We start from the raw sequence: 18,809 nt of genomic DNA, 5'->3' as shown, positions 1-18,809 counted from the left end.
AGGTATGATATTATAAGGATTTTGCTATTTTTTTGGAGCTAGATTATCACTTTTATTATGGTGATTTCTTAACAAGAAATGTTCTTTTATCTCGTTTAATTTTTTATGCTGGTTACAATATTGAGCGAATCAAAAATTAATTCATAAAGCTTATGACAATGCTCGTAAGGGGATATCTTTTTTCTTTCTATAGAGATATGCATTGATGGAATCAAAAAGACGAGAGTTATGATAAAGACATTTCATTATAGAAAAATTTCTCAAGATGGGTATGCACGTCGAGGCGAAATTATAACGGGGCGAGGATGTGTTCGTACACCCGCATTTATGCCTGTTGGGACGGCAGGAACCGTTAAGGCTATGTATATGGATCAAATACGTGATCTTGGTGCAGATATCATTTTGGGGAATACTTATCATTTAATGTTACGTCCAGGAGCTGAACGTGTTGCGCGTTTGGGAGGATTACATGAATTTTCACGCTGGAGCGGACCTATTTTAACCGATTCTGGTGGCTTTCAGGTTATGTCATTGGCGGGAATCCGTAAAATTACTGAACAAGGTGTGATTTTTCGCTCTTACATTAATGGAGCTTACTATGAAATGAGTCCAGAGCGTTCTATCGAAATTCAAGAACTTCTTGGTGCGGATATCCAGATGCAGTTGGATCAATGTATTGCATTACCTGCAACTGAAAAAGAAATGGAAGAAGCTATGGAACTTTCATTGCGGTGGGCGCAGCGTTGTAAAACAGCTTTTGGAGATCAGCCCGATAAAGCATTGTTTGGGATTGTTCAAGGTGGTGATAATATGAAACTGCGTGAACGTTCTGCTCAAGCATTAAAAGAAATGGATTTAAAAGGTTACGCTATTGGAGGGCTTGCTGTTGGTGAGCCGCAGAGTGTTATGACAGCAGTATTGGATACTACTTGTCCGATTTTACCAGAGGATAAACCACGCTATCTTATGGGAGTAGGGACACCTGATGATATTTTACAAAGTGTTGCTCGTGGTGTTGATATGTTTGATTGTGTTATGCCGACGCGTGCAGGACGTCATGGTTTAGCTTTTACCCGCTTTGGTAGAATTAATTTGCGTAATGCGCGTTATGCAGAAGATCCACATCCTCTTGATCCGCAGTCACTTTGTCCAGCAGCACATGATTATAGTTGTGCTTATTTGCATCATTTGATCAAATCTGGTGAATCTCTTGGGGGTATGTTGTTGAGTTGGAATAATCTTTTTTATTATCAACAACTGATGCAGGGAATTCGTGATGCCATTGAAGAAGGCTGTTATGCTGATTTTTGCGCTGAAACGCGCGCTCTATGGGCACAAGGACGCTAAAATATTAATTGTAATATAGCGTTTCATTTTTTTATTGAATTTATTCTTGCACTTACAAATTTAGCTAAAAATATGAAATTAGAAAACACCTTCAAAAATTATAAATTCCACTATCCTAAGATATAGAAGTGCGGTTTTATAGGGCATATATTCTTTTTCTAATTACTATATAAAACAGAAACTGTTACTCCGGTACGCGCTACCTGATCCGGAGAAAAACAGTTTATTTCTGTTTCTGATGACTGTTTAAAGCAACAATGTTAATGAGGTGTTAGCGAACTCTTAAAGAAGTATGAAAATTGTATTTTTATGAGCTAATTTGTGTTTTTTATTACTAAAGGTAAAGAATGGGTTATATACAACCGAATAGATAAATCTTTAGAAAATTAAAATAAAACTAAAATAAGATTACAACATTTTAAATATTATAATTATATATTTTAAGTTTTTATTATTTTTATATCTTAATAATAAGTATTATTTATAAGATAATTATATATTTTAAGTCATAAAAAATTTAAATATTAATCACGATAATTAGCACATTTATAAAATATCGATAAATATATTGAGATAAAAATTATTATATTTGTTTTCTGCTCTGTTTATAGAATTTATCTGAAAATAAGCATAGTATATTTAATTGAATATTTTAATTTAAAGATAATGAGTTAGATATCTGATGCGATTCCTCTGTTAGAGGAGGGAGGGGTAAAGATGCCTAAAAGAGGATATTTAATAAATCTAGAAACCAAGCACTATTCTCATGAGAGTTTTTAAAAGATTCTATAATAATTTATAAGAATGGCGTAAAGTTGAAATTATAGCTTATCAATTTGGAGGATCTGCATTTAGATAACAAAAATAATGCAACAATAATTTTGGGAGAAGTTTTATCTTTGTATCAAGATAATGATGAGATGTGGTTCACTTGTTTGAAGTGCATTATTCGACAAATTTTAGAATTATTTATAGGGTATAGTATATCGTCGCAAAATAAAGGTTTCACTGTAAAATCGGAACTGATAAAAATAGGAGACAAAGTTTATTATCTGGCAGATCTGAGAAAAATAGGTGAATACGTCTATAACCTTGAGGGTTTCAAAGGTTTTTCATTAAAGAATCTTACCTAAAACTTCATTGGGGACTATTGGGTATGCGTATAACAATGTTTTGAATTTTTGTTTGTGTGTATTACAGATATCTACAGTTAAAACTCCTATCCAGAAGTGATGATATGAGGGATTCTTATAAACAAAAGGTTCTTGCATTGGAAATTGATTCGAGAATACGGCGTTTAATAATTTTAGCCCTTGCCGTGGGGAGTTTTGCTATTGGTACTGCAGAGTTTGTTGCAATGGGGCTACTGCCAGAGATGGCACGAAGTTCATATGTTGATATTCCTACCGCTGGTCAATATATTTCTGCTTATGCATTAGGAGTTGTAATTGGATCACCTCTTTTAGCTGTGGCAACAGCTCATGTATCACGCAAAACTGTTTTGATAGGATTGATGCTTTTTTATGCTTTAGCAAATATCGCTAGTGCCTTTGTTTCTGATTTTAGCATATTAGTAGTATTACGCTTTCTCAGTGGACTTCCCCATGGAATCTATTTTGGACTTGCGGCTATGGTTGCCTCTTCAATGGTAGAAATGAAAGAACGTTCTAAAGCTGTTGGATATGTTATGCTTGGCTTAACAATTGCAACCGTTTTGGGAGCACCCAGTGCTACTTGGATTGGTCAACTTATTGGTTGGCAGATTGCTTTTGTCCTTGTGGGTATGATTGCTTTATTATGTTGTTTGCTTATTTGGAATTTTTTGCCTTGTGATTTAAGTTTTCCAAAAACGAATCCTTTGCACGAAATGGGTGCATTAAAGCAAAAGCAGGTATGGCTTCTTTTGTTAATGGTTTCGGTGGGAGCGTCAGGATTATTTTCTGTTTTCACTTATATCAAGTCAACATTAATGCATATTTCTGGTGTTTCACTTGAGTGGGTACCATTTATCATGCCGTTAGTTGGATTGGGAATGGTGGTAGGAAATCTCTTGGGGCCTAAATTAGCTGTTAAAATTGGTATTTCGCCGATGATATTTTTTTCTATGCTTTGGAGCGTATTTGTTTTTTTTCTTTTTTTCTTTTTGTCCTATGCTCCGTTAACAGCGGCAATAGGATGCTTTTTTGCTGGGACTTCTTTTGCTTCTATGCCTTCTATACAAACAAAAATTATGGATGTTGCACTACAGGGACAGATTTTGGCAGGAGCATTAATGCAGTCTGCTTTTAATATTGCTAATGCTCTTGGTGCAGAATCTGGAGCATTAGTTTTAAAATTGGGCTATAGTTATGAATATACAGCTATTTTAGGAAGTGTTCTAACTTTGTGTGGACTAGTGATTTTTTGCGTCTCATGGTATATGGAAAAGCATGCTTAATACTTTTGATTTTTTTAATGAAGAAGGTATTTTTATGTTTATTTAATTATTGGAATGTCCTGTTGGACTTTTTAATATGCAGTAAGAAATGCGCAGCGCTAATGGAATAGCAAAACAAAATAAAAAACCAATGAGCACTATAAGAAGAGTTTTTGCTGCTAAGATCATTCCTATTGTTCCTCCAGGATTAAAGAGACCGGAAAGATTGGTGATAACTCCGGCTAGAGTTGCACTCAATGCAGCTGAAAATAGTTGTACGGAGGTAAGGGATTCACTGGCACGTAGAGCATCTTCATCATTTGTACATTGTAAGATCCGTGTGAGCAAATGTGGCCATGCTATGCCCGCACTGATTCCAATAGAAAATAGTGCTAAGCAAATAGTAAAAATATATTCAAGTGTGGAAACTTCTGTTGGGATGAGCCATAAAAGAATCGCTATACCTAACAGTTTAAATAGGGGCGAGTATATAATGATGTTGCGAATTTTTTTTGTGGAGACAGCAGCACTTGAGAGGGCTCCACACGTCCACCCTAGGCTCATAAGTGCTGCTATATAACCGGCTATAAGGGGAGCTTGTCCATGAAGTTCTTGAAGAAAAAGTGGTAAATAAAGTTCTATACTGTACACGACTGTTGTCATCACGAGTATTAATGCGTAAACGGGAAAAATTTCAGAAGAGAAAGAAAAGGATTTGCGCGGCAACATAGGATGAAAGCTATATGATTCGATTTTTGCTAGAACAAAGAGAAGACTAAGTCCGATAACTAATCCGCAAATTTTTGCCATTGTTGTGTCCATAGCTCCTCCAACAGAAATGATAAAAATCAATAAGGTGAGTATGAAAAGCTGAAGAAGAGGGAGGGGGGATGTTGGAACATAGTTTTCATTCTTTTTAGGTAAAATTTTACAGGCTATGAGTAAGAAGAATATAGCTAATGCGCCAATGATCCAAAAGGATGCTCTCCATAGGCCATAATATACAGAAATTCCTCCTATCGCTGGACCTAATAAGGTTGATATTCCCCACATTCCAGAGATAACACTTAATGCATGTGACCATAAAGAGGGGCTGAAAATAATACGTACCATGGAATAGGATAGAGATAACAAAGAACCACTTCCCAATCCTTGAATAAAGCGTCCTATTAAAAATAATGACATAGATGAAGAAATGCTGCACAGGAAAGTGCCTAAGGTAAATATAAGTCCAGAGATAACATAAGCGTTGCGAGGACCTAATTTTCCTAATATTTTTGTTGCAAGTGAAGTACCAAGGAGTGAAGCTGTAATAAAGACAGTTGCCACCCAAGAATAATATATCTCATTGCCAATATGATTCATAAGGGAGGGTAAAATAGTAATAACAATATAAACGTTGGTTGCGTGTAATACAACACCACCTGTAAACGTTAAAAAGCAAAGACCGTTTTTACCTAATAAAAGCGCAGACCAACTTTGTTTTTTCACTGTTTTTTTGCTATTTAATAAAAGTTTATCCTCTTTTTACTTATAAGGTACTTCTTTGAATTTGCCAAGAGAAATTCAAAGCTCTGTTTAGAGCTTTGAATTTTAATTTAAGTAATAACTTAATTGCCCATTGCTTTTTTGAGATTCTCATCAATTTTCTCGAGGAAACCTGTCGTAGAAAGCCATTTTTGTTTAGGACCAATCAAAAGTGCGAGATCTTTAGTCATAAAACCCTCTTCGACGGTTTTAATACAAACTTCTTCCAATGTCGTGGAAAAGTTTTTTAATTTCTCATTGTTATCTAGTTTAGCACGGTGTGCCAGCCCACGCGTCCATGCGAAAATAGATGCAATAGAATTTGTTGATGTTTCTTCACCTCTTTGATGCTGACGGTAATGGCGTGTTACGGTGCCGTGTGCTGCCTCTGCTTCAACAATTTTACCATCTGGTGTCATAAGAACAGAAGTCATGAGACCAAGAGAACCAAAGCCTTGGGCAACAATATCAGATTGAACATCACCATCATAGTTTTTACATGCCCATACATAGCCCCCTGACCACTTTAATGCAGAAGCAACCATATCATCAATAAGACGGTGTTCGTAATATAATTTACGGTTTTCAAATTCAGTTTTAAATTCCGTATCAAATATTTCTTGAAAGATATCTTTAAAACGACCATCGTAAGTTTTTAGAATGGTATTTTTTGTTGAAAGATAAACTGGAACATTCCTTTGTAGTCCATAATTAAAGGATGCGCGGGCAAAATCACGAATTGACTCATCAAGGTTATACATAGCCATAGCAACCCCTGCGCTTGGGGCATCAAAAACATCATGTTCAATAACTTGATTGTCATCACCTACAAATTTAATACTTAATTTCCCTTTTCCTGGAAATTTAAAATCTGTTGCCTTGTATTGATCAGCAAAAGCGTGACGTCCGATGATAATTGGCTTTGTCCAGTTAGGAACAATGCGAGGGACGTTTTTACAGATAATGGGTTCGCGAAAAATGACTCCTCCTAAAATATTGCGGATTGTGCCATTAGGTGATTTCCACATTTTTTTTAGGTTAAATTCTTTAACGCGTGCCTCATCAGGTGTGATGGTTGCACATTTTATACCAACCCCATATTTTTTGATAGCATTGGCAGAATCGATTGTTACCTGATCATTGGTTGCATCACGATTTTCGACGGAAAGATCATAATATTTGAGATCAATGTCGAGATAGGGATGGATTAATTTATCTTTGATATATTTCCAGATGATACGGGTCATCTCATCCCCATCAAGTTCAACAACGGGGTTTTCTACTTTGATCTTTACCATTAGAAGTCCTTTTTTTTTAAGCGATACTACTTTATAGCACTTTCAAGTTTATAATGAAAAGTAAAAACAAGGGAAAAAAGCATTCAAATATGAGCTTTTAGAATATATTATCAATAGAGTGTAAAGTTTTTTTGGAGGGTTTAATTTTTGAAAAGAAGTGATGTGTTTACAAATCTATAATTATTCTATGATCGATGAAGAATCTGTTTACTAGATAAGGTAGTTAGATCACTGGGGAAGAGGGATTATGCATTTTTATTTATCAGAGATTCTATTTAATAAGTTGATCGTATTCTAAATTATAGTTTCTTGATTTGTTGTGTTAGGTGAATAAGAATCTATTTTTATATCGTATTTCAATTCTAAGATTACGGTCTGTTTGTTTATAGAAAAATTTAATGTGATACAAAGGCACTGTAATTAGAAATGCTTCATACAAAATGCGTTTTGGGGTAAATTTCAGTTTTGAAGGTTGGAAGAAACGTATAAATGATGTGGCTGGTTTTAATTTAAAAATTAACGGCATACGCAAGAATATGGTTTATAAACTTACCGTATCATGAGCTAGAACCCTCTAGTTTTTATATTTTATCGATTTTTATTGTTATCAACTGTGCGCAGTAAAGCACTACTATCGAAATGCAACAAAGAAATTAATCATCTAATGATTCTCGTATCTTTTTTACGAAGAGATCCCTTTAAAAATCTTATTCCTCGTTTTTATTTATACATTCCTCGTTTTTAAAAATACAAATAAAATGAATGTATTAAACATAGAAAAAAGGATTATGGTACGCCCAAGGGGAATCGAACCCCTGTTTCCGCCGTGAAAGGGCGATGTCCTAACCGCTAGACGATGGGCGCAAACCATTGATGAGGCTTATAGAGAGGATCTTTTTACTTCGCAAGCCCTCTGTGTCATTTTTTTTGAAAAAAGTGTGTTTTATTGAATAATTTTTGAGCAATTCCTGTTTGGATTGTTTCTTTTCAGTTTGAGTAGTAGGCAAAAATGATCAAAACATTATTTTAAATGTGTTTATTTTTTGCATATTTTATCGTTTGTTATCTTTTCTTGCACATGAGAATATTATTTAACTTGCTTGAAAGAGCCTTTATACAGAAGCTTTCTTATTTGAGCTTATCATAAAGCAAAAAACTGTATAAATTTATGAAGTATAAAGCAAATATTTATTACCAAATTAACAAATAATAATAATCATACAAAAGTTTTTTGAGGATTAAGCTATATATTACTTTTATTTTAAAAATATAAATATATTATGTATGATGAAAATGAGAATATTAAATCAATTTTACAGAATATATTAAAAATATTTTTCTTATCTTTACTTTTACATGTTTGTGAGAAATTTAAAATTAAAACCCCTTCATTTGTTCCCTCACATATTTGGAAGGTTATTTATTTGAAAATGAATTAGCTTGGGTGAAGGGCAGATTGAGGTTTTTGTCATTTCAATTCGCTAGTTTTTCAAAGGGGTGGCGATAAGTTTAGGTAAAATATTCGAGTTTTGCAAATTTATTCTCCATATTTATAATATTGCAGAATTATGGTGTGCACATATTAAGTTTTGTTTTTTACTTTAATGTAAGGTTCTATTTTGATATATGGGTGCATTAAAGATTTATAGTTCAAGCTATGGAATGGTAGGAAGGAATGTGTTATTATCTACTGCTCTACTTTGTTTTATCCATTCTCTTAATTTATCATATGAAAGAATGTTTTTTGTCCAGTACTTGTTGATTTAGAAGAGATGTTTTTATTCTTTCTTACCAAGTATTCAATATTCTTTAATTTGTTATTGATTATTTTTTAGAACTTTTCTTTATGGCAACTTGCATTTATTAGTTTTACAGATTTTCATTCTGAATTAGATATTTTATAAAGATTCTGAAATCTTTGAAGACAATAAATATTATATTTTTAGGAATGTTGATTGAACAAGCGGGGATAATTCTATTGGAGAACATGGAGTGAATAGAGCGGGGTATTTCTTTTGTTCTTATGGATGTAAGTACTCTTTGTGTTGATTGGCACATCATTTAAACGATTTTTCAGTGAAGATAGGGATCAGTGGTTAATAATGGCAGAAGCTTTAAAAGTTGGTGTTGCGGGACTTGGTACGGTTGGTACTTCAGTTGTTCGAGCTCTATGTGAAAAAGCGAATAGTTTAGCTTGTCAATGTGGGCGATTCATCAAAGTCGTTGCTGTTAGTGCGCGCGATAAAAGCCGTAATCGTGGAATTGATCTCAGTGATATAAAATGGTTTGATTCACCTGTGGAGTTGGCTGCTTCTGATGAGATTGATGTTTTTGTAGAGTTAATTGGTGGTGAATTAGATGTGGTGTACACCGCTGTTAAGAGAGCGCTTGAGGCAGGACATCATGTTGTAACAGCCAATAAAGCTCTTCTTGCTCGACATGGAGTAGAGCTGGCTATAATTGCAGAAAAAAAAGGTGTTTTTCTTCATTTTGAAGCAGCTGTTGCAGGTGGAATTCCTGTCATCAAAGCGATGAGAGAATCACTTGTCAGTAATCACATATCCCGAATTTATGGTATTCTCAATGGAACCTGTAATTATATATTAACACGCATGTTTACGGAAGGCCTTTCATTTAAAGATTGTTTAGCAGATGCACAGAGACTTGGGTATGCTGAAGCAGATCCAAGTTTTGATATTGAGGGAAATGATACTGCTCATAAATTAGCTTTGTTGACAAGCTTGGCATTTGGAACGGCTGTTTCGTTAGATGATGTTTATGTTGAAGGAATTCATAATATTTCGCAAATTGATATTCGGGCAGCTGATGAATTAGGGTATCGGATTAAGCTTTTAGGGGTTGCATTAAAAACGGATTCTGGAATAGAGCAACGCGTTCATCCAACAATGGTACCAACATCTTCAATGATTGCACAGATAAATGGCGTAACCAATGCTCTTTCTATTCAAAGTGATTTATTAGGTGAATTACTGTTTTCTGGTCCTGGCGCCGGAGGAATGGCAACAGCATCAGCCGTTATTGGTGATTTGGCTGATATAGCAAAAGCGCGTTCTGGTTTTCAGTATGCACCTGTTTTAAGACGTCCAGCATTAGAACTTGCTCCTCATAAAAAAGCACGTATTTCGCATCATGCAGGGGGGTATTTTATTCGTTTAAATGTTCATGATCGTACTGGTGTTTTTGCTGCGGTCGCAAGGCATATGGCTGATAATCACATCTCATTGGAGTCGATTGTTCAAAGATCTTTTGTAGAAGATCAAATTGAAAAAACAATTATTTTAATTACGCATGAAACAACAGAGGTGAATGTACGACAGGCACTTGCAGAAATTGAAAAAGATGGACATCTTGTTGCAAAATCTCAATTTATTCGTATTGAGCCTATGGCAGAGAATTGATAACTTTCTTGATAATGACAAAAAGGCAAGCTTGAGTCCTTTTGTCTCTTGTGGAAAATTTTCATCTTTGCCAAAAACTTTATTCTTAGTATTTAATAAGGACTCATATTTTTTCTGGTATTCATTCGGTAGGATTTTTTCATATGCCCACAACTCAGAAGATTTTAAATGGACTTGATCGTATTTTGACGCTTGAATTGGTACGTGTTACTGAACGTGCTGCTGTTGCTGCTGCACGCTGGCGCGGGCGTGGCGATGAAAAAGCTGCGGATCAGGCTGCTGTAGATGCAATGCGGCAGGAACTTAATCGATTGCCTATTGATGGTACAGTGGTGATTGGTGAAGGTGAGCGGGATGAAGCGCCTATGCTTTATATTGGAGAAAAAGTAGGTCTTCAAAGTGGATTGGCGATCGATATTGCACTTGATCCACTAGAGGGAACAACACTTTGTGCTAAAAATATTGCCAATTCTTTGGCAGTAGTTGCAATTGCTGAAAAAGGTAATCTCCTTTATGCTCCTGATGTTTATATGAAAAAAATTGCTATTGGTCCTGGTTATCCAAAGGGAGTAGTAGACATAGATGCTTGTCCTACCGATAATATCTATGCTCTTGCGAAGGCTAAAGGAGTGGCTGTTAATCAGATTGTTGTTTGTATTATGGATAGGCCTCGTCATGAAAAGTTAATTAATGAAGTACGAGCGACAGGGGCATCGATTCGCTTGATTGGGGATGGAGATGTTGCTGCTGTTATTGATACAACTGATCCAGAAGAAACAGGTATTGATATCTATATGGGGATTGGGGGAGCACCTGAAGGTGTTTTAGCTTCTGCTGCTTTGCGCTGTATTGGAGGACAGATGCAAGGTCGTTTGCTGCTAGATACAGAAGAGAAAATTGCTCGTGCAGCTAAAATGGGGATTAGTGATCCCAATAAAGCTTATACAATGGAAGAAATGGCAAAGGGTGATGTTTTGTTTGCAGCAACAGGGGTGACAGATGGCAATATGCTTTCTGGTGTTAAATTTACATCTCGTTACATTCAAACGGAAACTCTCGTAATGCGCTCCCATACGGGTACAGTCCGTAATATTAAAGCGCAGCATAGAGATCATTCAAAATTTGATTAATGTTTTCTTTTTTCGTCATTAAAAATAGAGGGAGTTTTTTAGGAAATACGCTTCCATGAATCTGCTTTCATGGAAGCGTTTATAGATATGAGAATATCTTATTATTATGAGAGCTGGACAGAATGAACCCAGCCATTTTTATCTTCTATGTTCCCTTTTTGAAGGCCAACCAATTGTGTACGAAGCTGCTTTGTAACTTCTCCAACTGTTTCATTTCCAATAATAAATTCTCCCCCTTTATATTTAAAACGACCAATTGATGTGACAACGGCAGCTGTACCACAAGCAAAGACTTCTTTAAGGTGTCCACTCTTTGCATCTTCTTGAAGCGCTGCAAAAGAATAAGGACGCTCTTCTATTTTTAAACCCATTTGTTGAGCTAATCTTAAGATTGAATCACGAGTTATCCCTGGAAGGATAGTTCCATTAAGTGTGGGGGTTACAAGTGTATTATTGTCCATAATAAAGCAGACATTCATACCACCAAGTTCTTCAATCCATTTATGTTCAATCATATCAAGGAAGAGTACTTGGCTACAATTGTTTTCAGTTGCAGTTTTTTGTGCAAGTAAGCTTGCTGCATAGTTTCCACCACATTTGGCAGCGCCTGTGCCCCCTGGACCAGCGCGGCTATAATCTGTTTCAATCCATACACTAACAGATTTTTCTTCTCCTTTGAAATAGGATTCAACTGGAGAGGCTATGATACAAAAAAGATATTCTTGAGAAGGGCGGACTCCCAAAAAGTTTTCATTGCCAAACATAAATGGACGGATATAGAGGCTAGCGTTGGGATGATCAGAAACCCATTTTTGATCAATTTTTACTAATTGATGAACGGCATCCAGAAAAATATCTTTTGGCAATTCTGGCATAGCTAAACGCCTCGCTGATTCTATAAAGCGTTGTGCATTGGCATCAGGACGGAAGAGCAAGATGCGCCCATCTTTTGCTCGATATGCTTTTAAACCCTCAAAAATTTCCTGTCCGTAATGTAAAACGGTACTTGCAGGGTTAATTTCTAAAGCTTTGTATTGAGAAATGATGGCATTATGCCAGCCTTTGTCTTCAGTCCATTGAATAGTACACATGTGGTCTGTAAAAAATTGACCAAAACCGGGACTTTTTAAAATTTCTTCACACTTTTCTTCTGACAGAGGAGATGGGTGTTTTTCTATTTTAAAGGGAAGCGACGATATAGGAGATTTCATAAAAAAACCTTTTGAGTATGTTTCATTTTTATTAATAAAAATAATGAGATATTTTGATCACAACTCTATTATTAACAAAACCTTTGTGTCAATGTTTTATTATAGAACACAAAGAGGTTTATTATAGAATTCAAAGGCTATGATAGATATTTTAATTCTACTTTCGCCTCTTTTTCTCAACTTTATGAAGTAAGCTGGAACTTTTTTCTATAATTATCGTTTTCTCAAAATAAGTATCTGAATAATTTCATATATGCATATTGTCTAGAAATTAAAAGGTAAGGGAATTGAGAAAAGGAATCTACTATGATTGATAAAAATTATCACACATATGAAGAACGTATGGCAGCAGAAAGAAGAGATAGTGAACAACGTGTTTCAATCGCTAAGGGTATTTTTGCTATTCTTCTTGCGATCGTTATTATCTGGTTTGTTTTTGGTTTTTTAGGATCTTTTTTTGCAAAATCTCCTGAACATAGTTCGCGTTATAATACTCCAGAAACAAGTCAAAGCGTAACAACGCCCAAAAAAGATTTAAATTCGCTCCCTCCTGTACCTTATACTTATAAGGGTACGGAATGACTTTTTCATAAATATAATCTTTTAGATAGGGCGAAAATCGACGTAGATTAAGGAATAAAGTCAGCACAAAGACATAAAAAAGATTGGACGATTTTAATTTCTGAAGTTTTTGATAAGTAATTAAATGGTATGGAAATAAATCATGCAACGGTTGTTAAAACCGTTGCATGATTGGTTTAGCGTGTGATGAAGCAGCTTCCACCAGAACTTTTAATGGATTCACAAAGGATTATGGCTTCATTACGGTCTTGCGCTTGAATCCGAACACGGTAATAAGTACCTTTTCCTGGTATAAAAGCGGATTGAATATTTAAAGAACGGGCACCGATAAGGAATCCAAACTTAGATTTCATATTTTTTAAAGAATTTCTAGCTAGCTCATGCGTTGGTTGAGATGCAAGTTGTACGTAATAACTTTCTGAATTTTGTGCTGCGACTTTGTTTGATGATGTGGGGCGAGACGCGGCGGGTGTTTCAACTTGTGTATTTCTTTCTGCATGAGAAGGAATAGGGATAAATTTTTCTTCAATATTTGAGTTAGAAGTACTTTCTGCGATTATTTTATCAATATTATTTTTGAGATCAAGATCTATTTCTTGATTGTTTATATCAGAATCATGCGACGAAACAAGGGACGAATCTTGAAGTTCATTAGGAGTTTGATCAATGTTTTCTTCAGACTGAGCAGCAGTTTTGCCCTTTGTTTGATGTACGGGAGCTAGTGTAACTGTACCATCTTGATTTACAATAACAGTTTGTACTTCTTGCGTGGGAATAGTATGGTTTATGGCTTCTGTGACTGCATCTTCAACATCAGATTCATTTAAAGAAGAAGATGAAGCGTTTGAAGATTCTTCAGGATTTAATTCTTTTAAATTTTCAGGTTGTTCAGAGTTATCAATAAGAAATTGTTGTGTGTTTTCTTGTTTTTCATTTTGTTCAGTTGTTTGCTTATAGATATCTAAATTATGTGCAACATCATTTTTCGGTTCAGTTGTTTCTGGTTTGAATTTAAAAGGCGCATTATCAGCGTGGATAATGATCGTTTCTTCATTTTTTTGTGATGACATAAAAAAGTGCGAATAACCAGCAAATCCAATTCCTATTAAAATAAGTATAAAAATACCTTTAATGAAAGTTTTACCAAAAATAAAACTTTTTAAGGGAGGAGGAGCTGGTGGATGCGTGGGAACTTCATCTGAGCTTGTGTATGATGAATTCTCGCTAAAAGGGGGAAAATTATATTCCATATTGGCAGAAGAAAAATAGTCGGAATTTTGTTCTTTAGAGTTTATATAAACACCTTCTTTTGAATTTTGCATAGACTGATGAAAAACTTCACTAAAAACCTCATTTTTCTGTTGTTTTTGAGAAAAATTATCCGTTGGGACATTTCCTACATTAAGTACATCAGCAAATTCTTCCTCTAAACCACCACTAGTTGGCACATCATATTCTGGCGCTTCATACGGGACTTCTGGAACCATAATAGGGCCAGTTTTTTCTACGATTTCCTCTGAAAATTTATAAGTATCAACATTGGGAGGGGGAGTATCTCTGTGCGTATAGTTATGGGCAAAAAAGCCATCCGTTTGTTTTGTATTCAAAGAGGCTGATGAGGAAAGAAACTCATCTGAATTACTTTCATCATATGAAATTTCTCTATTTGGGTTAGAGGTACTTTCGGTGTTATTGATGTATTGGGCTTGAGCCTCATTATATATTGGAACTTTTTCGCTATAAGTTTCTTTTTGTGAAGGGTTTTCTTCAAAAAAATGGGGATAATTGGTTGTATGATCTTCTTGTGAAGCCCCCTTTAAATAAGATTGTCTATCAACTGGTGGAGAATCCAAAGGTGAGGAGAAGGTACTTTTTGTTTGATTTCTTGCAGTGTTTTGTCTTTCTGACATAAGGTTAGAAGATGAGAAAAACTCATTTGCCTCTGTAGAAGAGGAGACATCAGAATAATCTTTTTTGATCCAATTTTCTTGATCAGCTGAAATTTTATAGGGATGGTTTACAGGAGTGTCATAGAGGTTTTGATTATCATCATGAGTTTGTTGTATATTCGTAGCTTTAGGCTGTTGTGAATTTGTTTGTGAAAAACGATTGGTTTGTTCAACAGATTCTGGAATCTCTTTCTTATTTTCGCGCCTTTCAGATTTATCAAAAAAGAAATTTTCTGATTCTGATTGTGAAATAAGATTACTTTTTTTATGAAACGAATCAGCACTGGTTGCTGTTGTTTTCTCTTGAGGGGATTGGTTCTTCGGGATTGGTAATGGAGAAAGCTCATCTAAAATTTGTTCTTCATCATGACTGCTAGGTGAAGAATATTTCTCTTCAGATAAATTATTTTGTTTTGAATGGTTGAAAGAAGCAGCTTGTGCGATATCTGAGGCTGTTGCGTTGCTGGTTGCATGCAAGTCCCATTGTTTTTTTTGATCATCAAACGGTAAGTCATGTGCTAAATTATTTTCAAGTTCCTCTTCTAGAAAGGACAAATAAAAATCATCATCATGGGATGATGTTTCGGGGTGAGATGTTGATCGATCTGTCTGTAAAGAAGATTGCTCATTTTGGTTTCCGCTTTGTTTGTGCGGATTAAAAATGCGCGTAAGTCTTTCCAAAGGATCATGGTGTTCATGATCGTGTTTTGTTTCGTGTAGATTTTTGCGATCGTTATCGCTCATAGCTTTTCTCACATGGTGATTTGCACTTACGTGCAATCAATGGTTGATTTTGATTTGTTATATTAAAATTATAAATTTTCCCCCTCTCATGCAAGGATACATGAAAAAGTTTATCAATAGAGTACCTATTGTATGTATTTATAGAACTTTTTCAACGCATTTCTATTGGTGCTTCGACTCCTATGATGGTAAGTCCTGATGATAAAATATTGATAACAGCTTGTATCAACCCCAATCTTGCAAAGGATAACTCTTTATCATCAGGTTGAATAAAGCGTAAATTGAGATTTTCACTCCCTTTATTCCAATGGGTGTGAAAGCTGGAAGCAAGGTCATAAAGATAAAACGCTAATCGATGCGGTTCCTTATGAACGACGGCCTGTTCAATGATACGTGGATATTCAGAAAGTTTGCGTATTAACAATATTTCATGGTCATCTGTTAATCGATGAAGATGGGCGATTAATGTATCATTTGAAAAGCTTTTAATATGAAGCGCTTCCTGTGCTTGACGAAAGACTGAGTGACAACGTGCACTTGCATATTGTACGTAAAAGATGGGGTTATCTTTTGATTGTTCTGTTACTTTTGCAAAATCAAAATCAAGAGGTGCTTCACACTTACGGTATAGCATCATAAAACGCACAGGATCACGCCCAACCTCTTCGACAACATCGCGTAGAGTGACAAAAGATCCTGCTCTTTTTGACATGCGTACAGGATGACCGTTGCGAAAAAGTTTTACCAACTGACATAAGAAGACGCTTAATTTAGCTTTATCCCCAGAAATTGCTTTTGCCATTGCCTCTAGCCGCTTTACATAGCCAGCGTGGTCTGCGCCTAGAATATAAATCATTTCATCAAAATGACGATTAAATTTATCCCGAAAATAAGCAACATCAGCAGCAAAATAAGTGTAAGAACCATCAGATTTGACTAAAACACGGTCTTGGTCATCACCAACATTTGTTGAACGGAACAAAGTTTGTTCACTTGGTTCCCAATCTTCTGTATTTTTTCCCTTGGGAGGGGGGAGTTTTCCTTTGTAGATATAACCATTTAAAGTGAGGTCGTTGATGGTGTTACGAATGGCGCGTGCATTATCTGCATAAAGCATTCGCTCAGAGAAAAAGATATCATGATAAATATTAAGAGCAGCCAAATCTTCGCGAATCATGGTCATCATTGCATGAATTGCACGTTCTTTCACAAGAGATAAGGCTTCATCTTTATCCATCGTGAGGAGTTGGTCACCAAACTCTTGAGCAAGCGATTGTCCCAATGGTATCAAGTATTCTCCAGGATAGAGCCCTTCTGGAATTTCATTAATTTCTTGCCCAAGAGCCTCACGATAGCGCAATAGTACAGAGTGGGCGAGGACTTCGATTTGTTGACCAGCATCATTGATATAATATTCTTTCGTAATGTTATAGCCCGTAAATTGCAGCAAATTGGAGAGAACATCTCCAACAACCGCTCCGCGGCAGTGCCCTACGTGCATTGGTCCTGTCGGATTTGCTGAGACATATTCAACATTGACGCGTTTTCCTTGTCCCATTGGGATACGACCATAAGAAGTGCCTGATTCAAGCATGGATTTTATAGCATCTTGCCAAAATAATTTTGTAAGCTTTATATTTATAAAACCAGGACCGGCAACATCTATATTTTCGATAGAGGAATCATTTTTAAGAAGTTCTATGATTTTATCTGCAAGTGCACGTGGATTGATTCCAATAGATTTTGCAAGCACCATAGCAGCATTGGTTGATAAATGACCATGGGAGGAATCACGCGGAGGATCAACAGTGATTTTTGATAAATCTAGATCTTCTCCATTTTTCCCTTTTATATCAGATAATTCAATTGATCTCTTAATTTTTTTTTCGAAGTTTTTAAAGATATTCATATTTAGCTTCCATGATGATTCCAAAAGCCATTAGACGAAATTATCTGTATGGTCAAATAAACGGTGATATTCACGTAGAGCGTAGTGATCTGTCATGCCTGAAAGAAAGTCAGCAATCAAACGTGCTAACTCTTGATTTTTTAAGTGCACTGTTTTGTTCTGCCAACTTTCAGGCATTGTATTTGGTTTTTCATAATAACAATTGAATAATTTTTGTACAATGCGTTTTGCTGCATTGCGACGACTAAGAACTTGTTCATGGTAGTAAAGATTTTTAAATAAAAAGTTTTTTAGTTCTTTTTCATAAACAGTCATTGTTGGTGAAAAGGTGACAATAGTTTGTTTTGCTTGGTGAATATCGTTTATGCTTGCTGGTTTGATGCGTGCTAAATTTTCTTGTGATTGTTTGATAACATCTTCAACCATGGTTGTTATTTGTCTTCGTACAAGTGTGTAACCACGACGCGCTTGGTCGAGATGGGGGTGCTCATCTGTTATATCTTTTAATATTGCTGCTGTTAGTGAAACATGTTCAAATTGATCGAGTGTTAAAAATTGCGAACGTAGACCATCATCAATATCATGCGCATTGTATGCGATATCATCTGCAATAGCAGCACATTGCGCTTCTAGTCCTGCAAAACAATCGAGTGCAAGGTCTTGCTTTGCATTGTATTGTAAAATATCGATAGGAACCTCCTTATTCTTCGCGTGAGGACCTAACAGGGGACCATTATGCTTTACAAGTCCTTCGAGGGTTTCCCATGTAAGGTTAAGTCCATCAAAATTTGCATAGCGCTGTTCTAGTTTTGTGACAATGCGTAATGCTTGTGCATTATGATCAAAGCCACCATAATGTATCATGGCTTCATTAAGCGCATCTTCTCCAGCATGGCCAAAGGGCGTGTGTCCAAAGTCGTGAACAAGGGCAATGGCTTCGGCAAGGTCTTCATCAAGACAAAGGGCACGGGCTAATGTTCTTGCAATTTGAGAGACCTCTATGGAATGGGTTAGGCGAGTACGATAATGATCGCTTTCATCAGCAATAAACACTTGCGTTTTATGTTTAAGACGTCGAAATGCATTAGAATGGATAATACGATCTCTATCTCGTTGAAAAGGTGAGCGTGTGGCGCTCATCGTTTCATGAAATAATCTACCACGGCTTGTTTGCGGATGAGCACTGTACACTGCTCGAGATTGGTAATTGAAGTTGATATTGCCTATATCCATTGCAAGCTGCCCATTATCATCTTAGAATTGAGAGTGGTTTATGA

The 18,809-nt window shown here is 35.8% G+C and carries 11 protein-coding genes and 1 tRNA gene; 5 read left to right on the top strand and 7 right to left on the bottom strand.

The genetic code is table 11. From position 1 onward, the window contains the following. Nucleotides 1-228: 228 nt before the first annotated feature. Both tgt and ACFIKJ_RS05290 read left to right on the top strand, forming a co-directional pair. A complete protein-coding gene (gene tgt / locus ACFIKJ_RS05295; RefSeq protein ID WP_375670324.1) occupies nt 229-1,347 on the top strand; it encodes a tRNA guanosine(34) transglycosylase Tgt in 1,119 nt (372 codons plus the stop codon). A gap of 1,237 nt (nt 1,348-2,584) precedes the next feature. After that, nucleotides 2,585-3,784 carry an MFS transporter gene (locus ACFIKJ_RS05290; protein ID WP_375626941.1) on the top strand — a complete coding sequence of 400 codons (1,200 nt, stop codon included), beginning with the start codon at nt 2,585-2,587 and terminating at the stop codon, nt 3,782-3,784. A 42-nt stretch (nt 3,785-3,826) separates the two neighbouring features. On the opposite strand, the gene ACFIKJ_RS05285 is transcribed toward ACFIKJ_RS05290, so the two are convergent. The 3 genes from ACFIKJ_RS05285 to ACFIKJ_RS05275 form a co-directional block, all read right to left on the bottom strand. After that, nucleotides 3,827-5,254 (bottom strand): MFS transporter, encoded by a 1,428-nt coding sequence (locus tag ACFIKJ_RS05285; RefSeq protein WP_375626938.1) that lies wholly within the window; start codon nt 5,252-5,254, stop codon nt 3,827-3,829. Nucleotides 5,255-5,373: 119 nt separating this feature from the next. Next, nucleotides 5,374-6,588: an NADP-dependent isocitrate dehydrogenase gene (locus ACFIKJ_RS05280; protein ID WP_375626936.1), complete on the bottom strand. Its 1,215-nt coding sequence runs from the start codon at nt 6,586-6,588 to the stop codon at nt 5,374-5,376. A 789-nt stretch (nt 6,589-7,377) separates the two neighbouring features. Continuing rightward, nucleotides 7,378-7,452, bottom strand: a tRNA-Glu gene (locus ACFIKJ_RS05275). A gap of 1,238 nt (nt 7,453-8,690) precedes the next feature. On the opposite strand from ACFIKJ_RS05275, the gene ACFIKJ_RS05270 reads away from it, so the two are divergent. Together ACFIKJ_RS05270 and glpX are read left to right on the top strand one after the other, a co-directional pair. After that, complete coding sequence (locus ACFIKJ_RS05270; protein ID WP_375625979.1) at nt 8,691-10,007, top strand: homoserine dehydrogenase; 1,317 nt, start codon at nt 8,691-8,693, stop codon at nt 10,005-10,007. A gap of 143 nt (nt 10,008-10,150) precedes the next feature. Continuing rightward, a complete protein-coding gene (gene glpX / locus ACFIKJ_RS05265; protein WP_375625978.1) occupies nt 10,151-11,137 on the top strand; it encodes a class II fructose-bisphosphatase in 987 nt (328 codons plus the stop codon). A 104-nt stretch (nt 11,138-11,241) separates the two neighbouring features. Here glpX and ACFIKJ_RS05260 read toward each other — a convergent pair whose 3' ends face one another. Next, nucleotides 11,242-12,348, bottom strand: coding sequence for a branched-chain amino acid aminotransferase (locus ACFIKJ_RS05260; protein ID WP_375625977.1), 1,107 nt, complete (start codon nt 12,346-12,348; stop codon nt 11,242-11,244). A 306-nt stretch (nt 12,349-12,654) separates the two neighbouring features. On the opposite strand from ACFIKJ_RS05260, the gene ACFIKJ_RS05255 reads away from it, so the two are divergent. Next, a complete protein-coding gene (locus tag ACFIKJ_RS05255; RefSeq protein WP_375625976.1) occupies nt 12,655-12,930 on the top strand; it encodes a hypothetical protein in 276 nt (91 codons plus the stop codon). 176 nt (nt 12,931-13,106) lie between these two features. On the opposite strand, the gene ACFIKJ_RS05250 is transcribed toward ACFIKJ_RS05255, so the two are convergent. From ACFIKJ_RS05250 to ACFIKJ_RS05240, 3 genes are all read right to left on the bottom strand, one after another. Continuing rightward, nucleotides 13,107-15,623, bottom strand: coding sequence for an SPOR domain-containing protein (locus ACFIKJ_RS05250; RefSeq protein WP_375670323.1), 2,517 nt, complete (start codon nt 15,621-15,623; stop codon nt 13,107-13,109). Nucleotides 15,624-15,774: 151 nt separating this feature from the next. Beyond that, nucleotides 15,775-17,532: an arginine--tRNA ligase gene (argS, locus tag ACFIKJ_RS05245; RefSeq protein WP_375626928.1), complete on the bottom strand. Its 1,758-nt coding sequence runs from the start codon at nt 17,530-17,532 to the stop codon at nt 15,775-15,777. Between the two features lie 30 nt (nt 17,533-17,562). Further along, nucleotides 17,563-18,765 carry a deoxyguanosinetriphosphate triphosphohydrolase gene (locus ACFIKJ_RS05240; protein WP_375625971.1) on the bottom strand — a complete coding sequence of 401 codons (1,203 nt, stop codon included), beginning with the start codon at nt 18,763-18,765 and terminating at the stop codon, nt 17,563-17,565. Nucleotides 18,766-18,809 lie beyond the last annotated feature (44 nt).

Source organism: Bartonella sp. PS7NMGDW (assembly GCF_042193585.1).
Classification (GTDB): domain Bacteria; phylum Pseudomonadota; class Alphaproteobacteria; order Rhizobiales; family Rhizobiaceae; genus Bartonella; species Bartonella grahamii.
The sequence above is the reverse complement of the archived record's forward strand: the minus strand, read 5'-3'. Positions and strand labels throughout refer to the sequence as shown.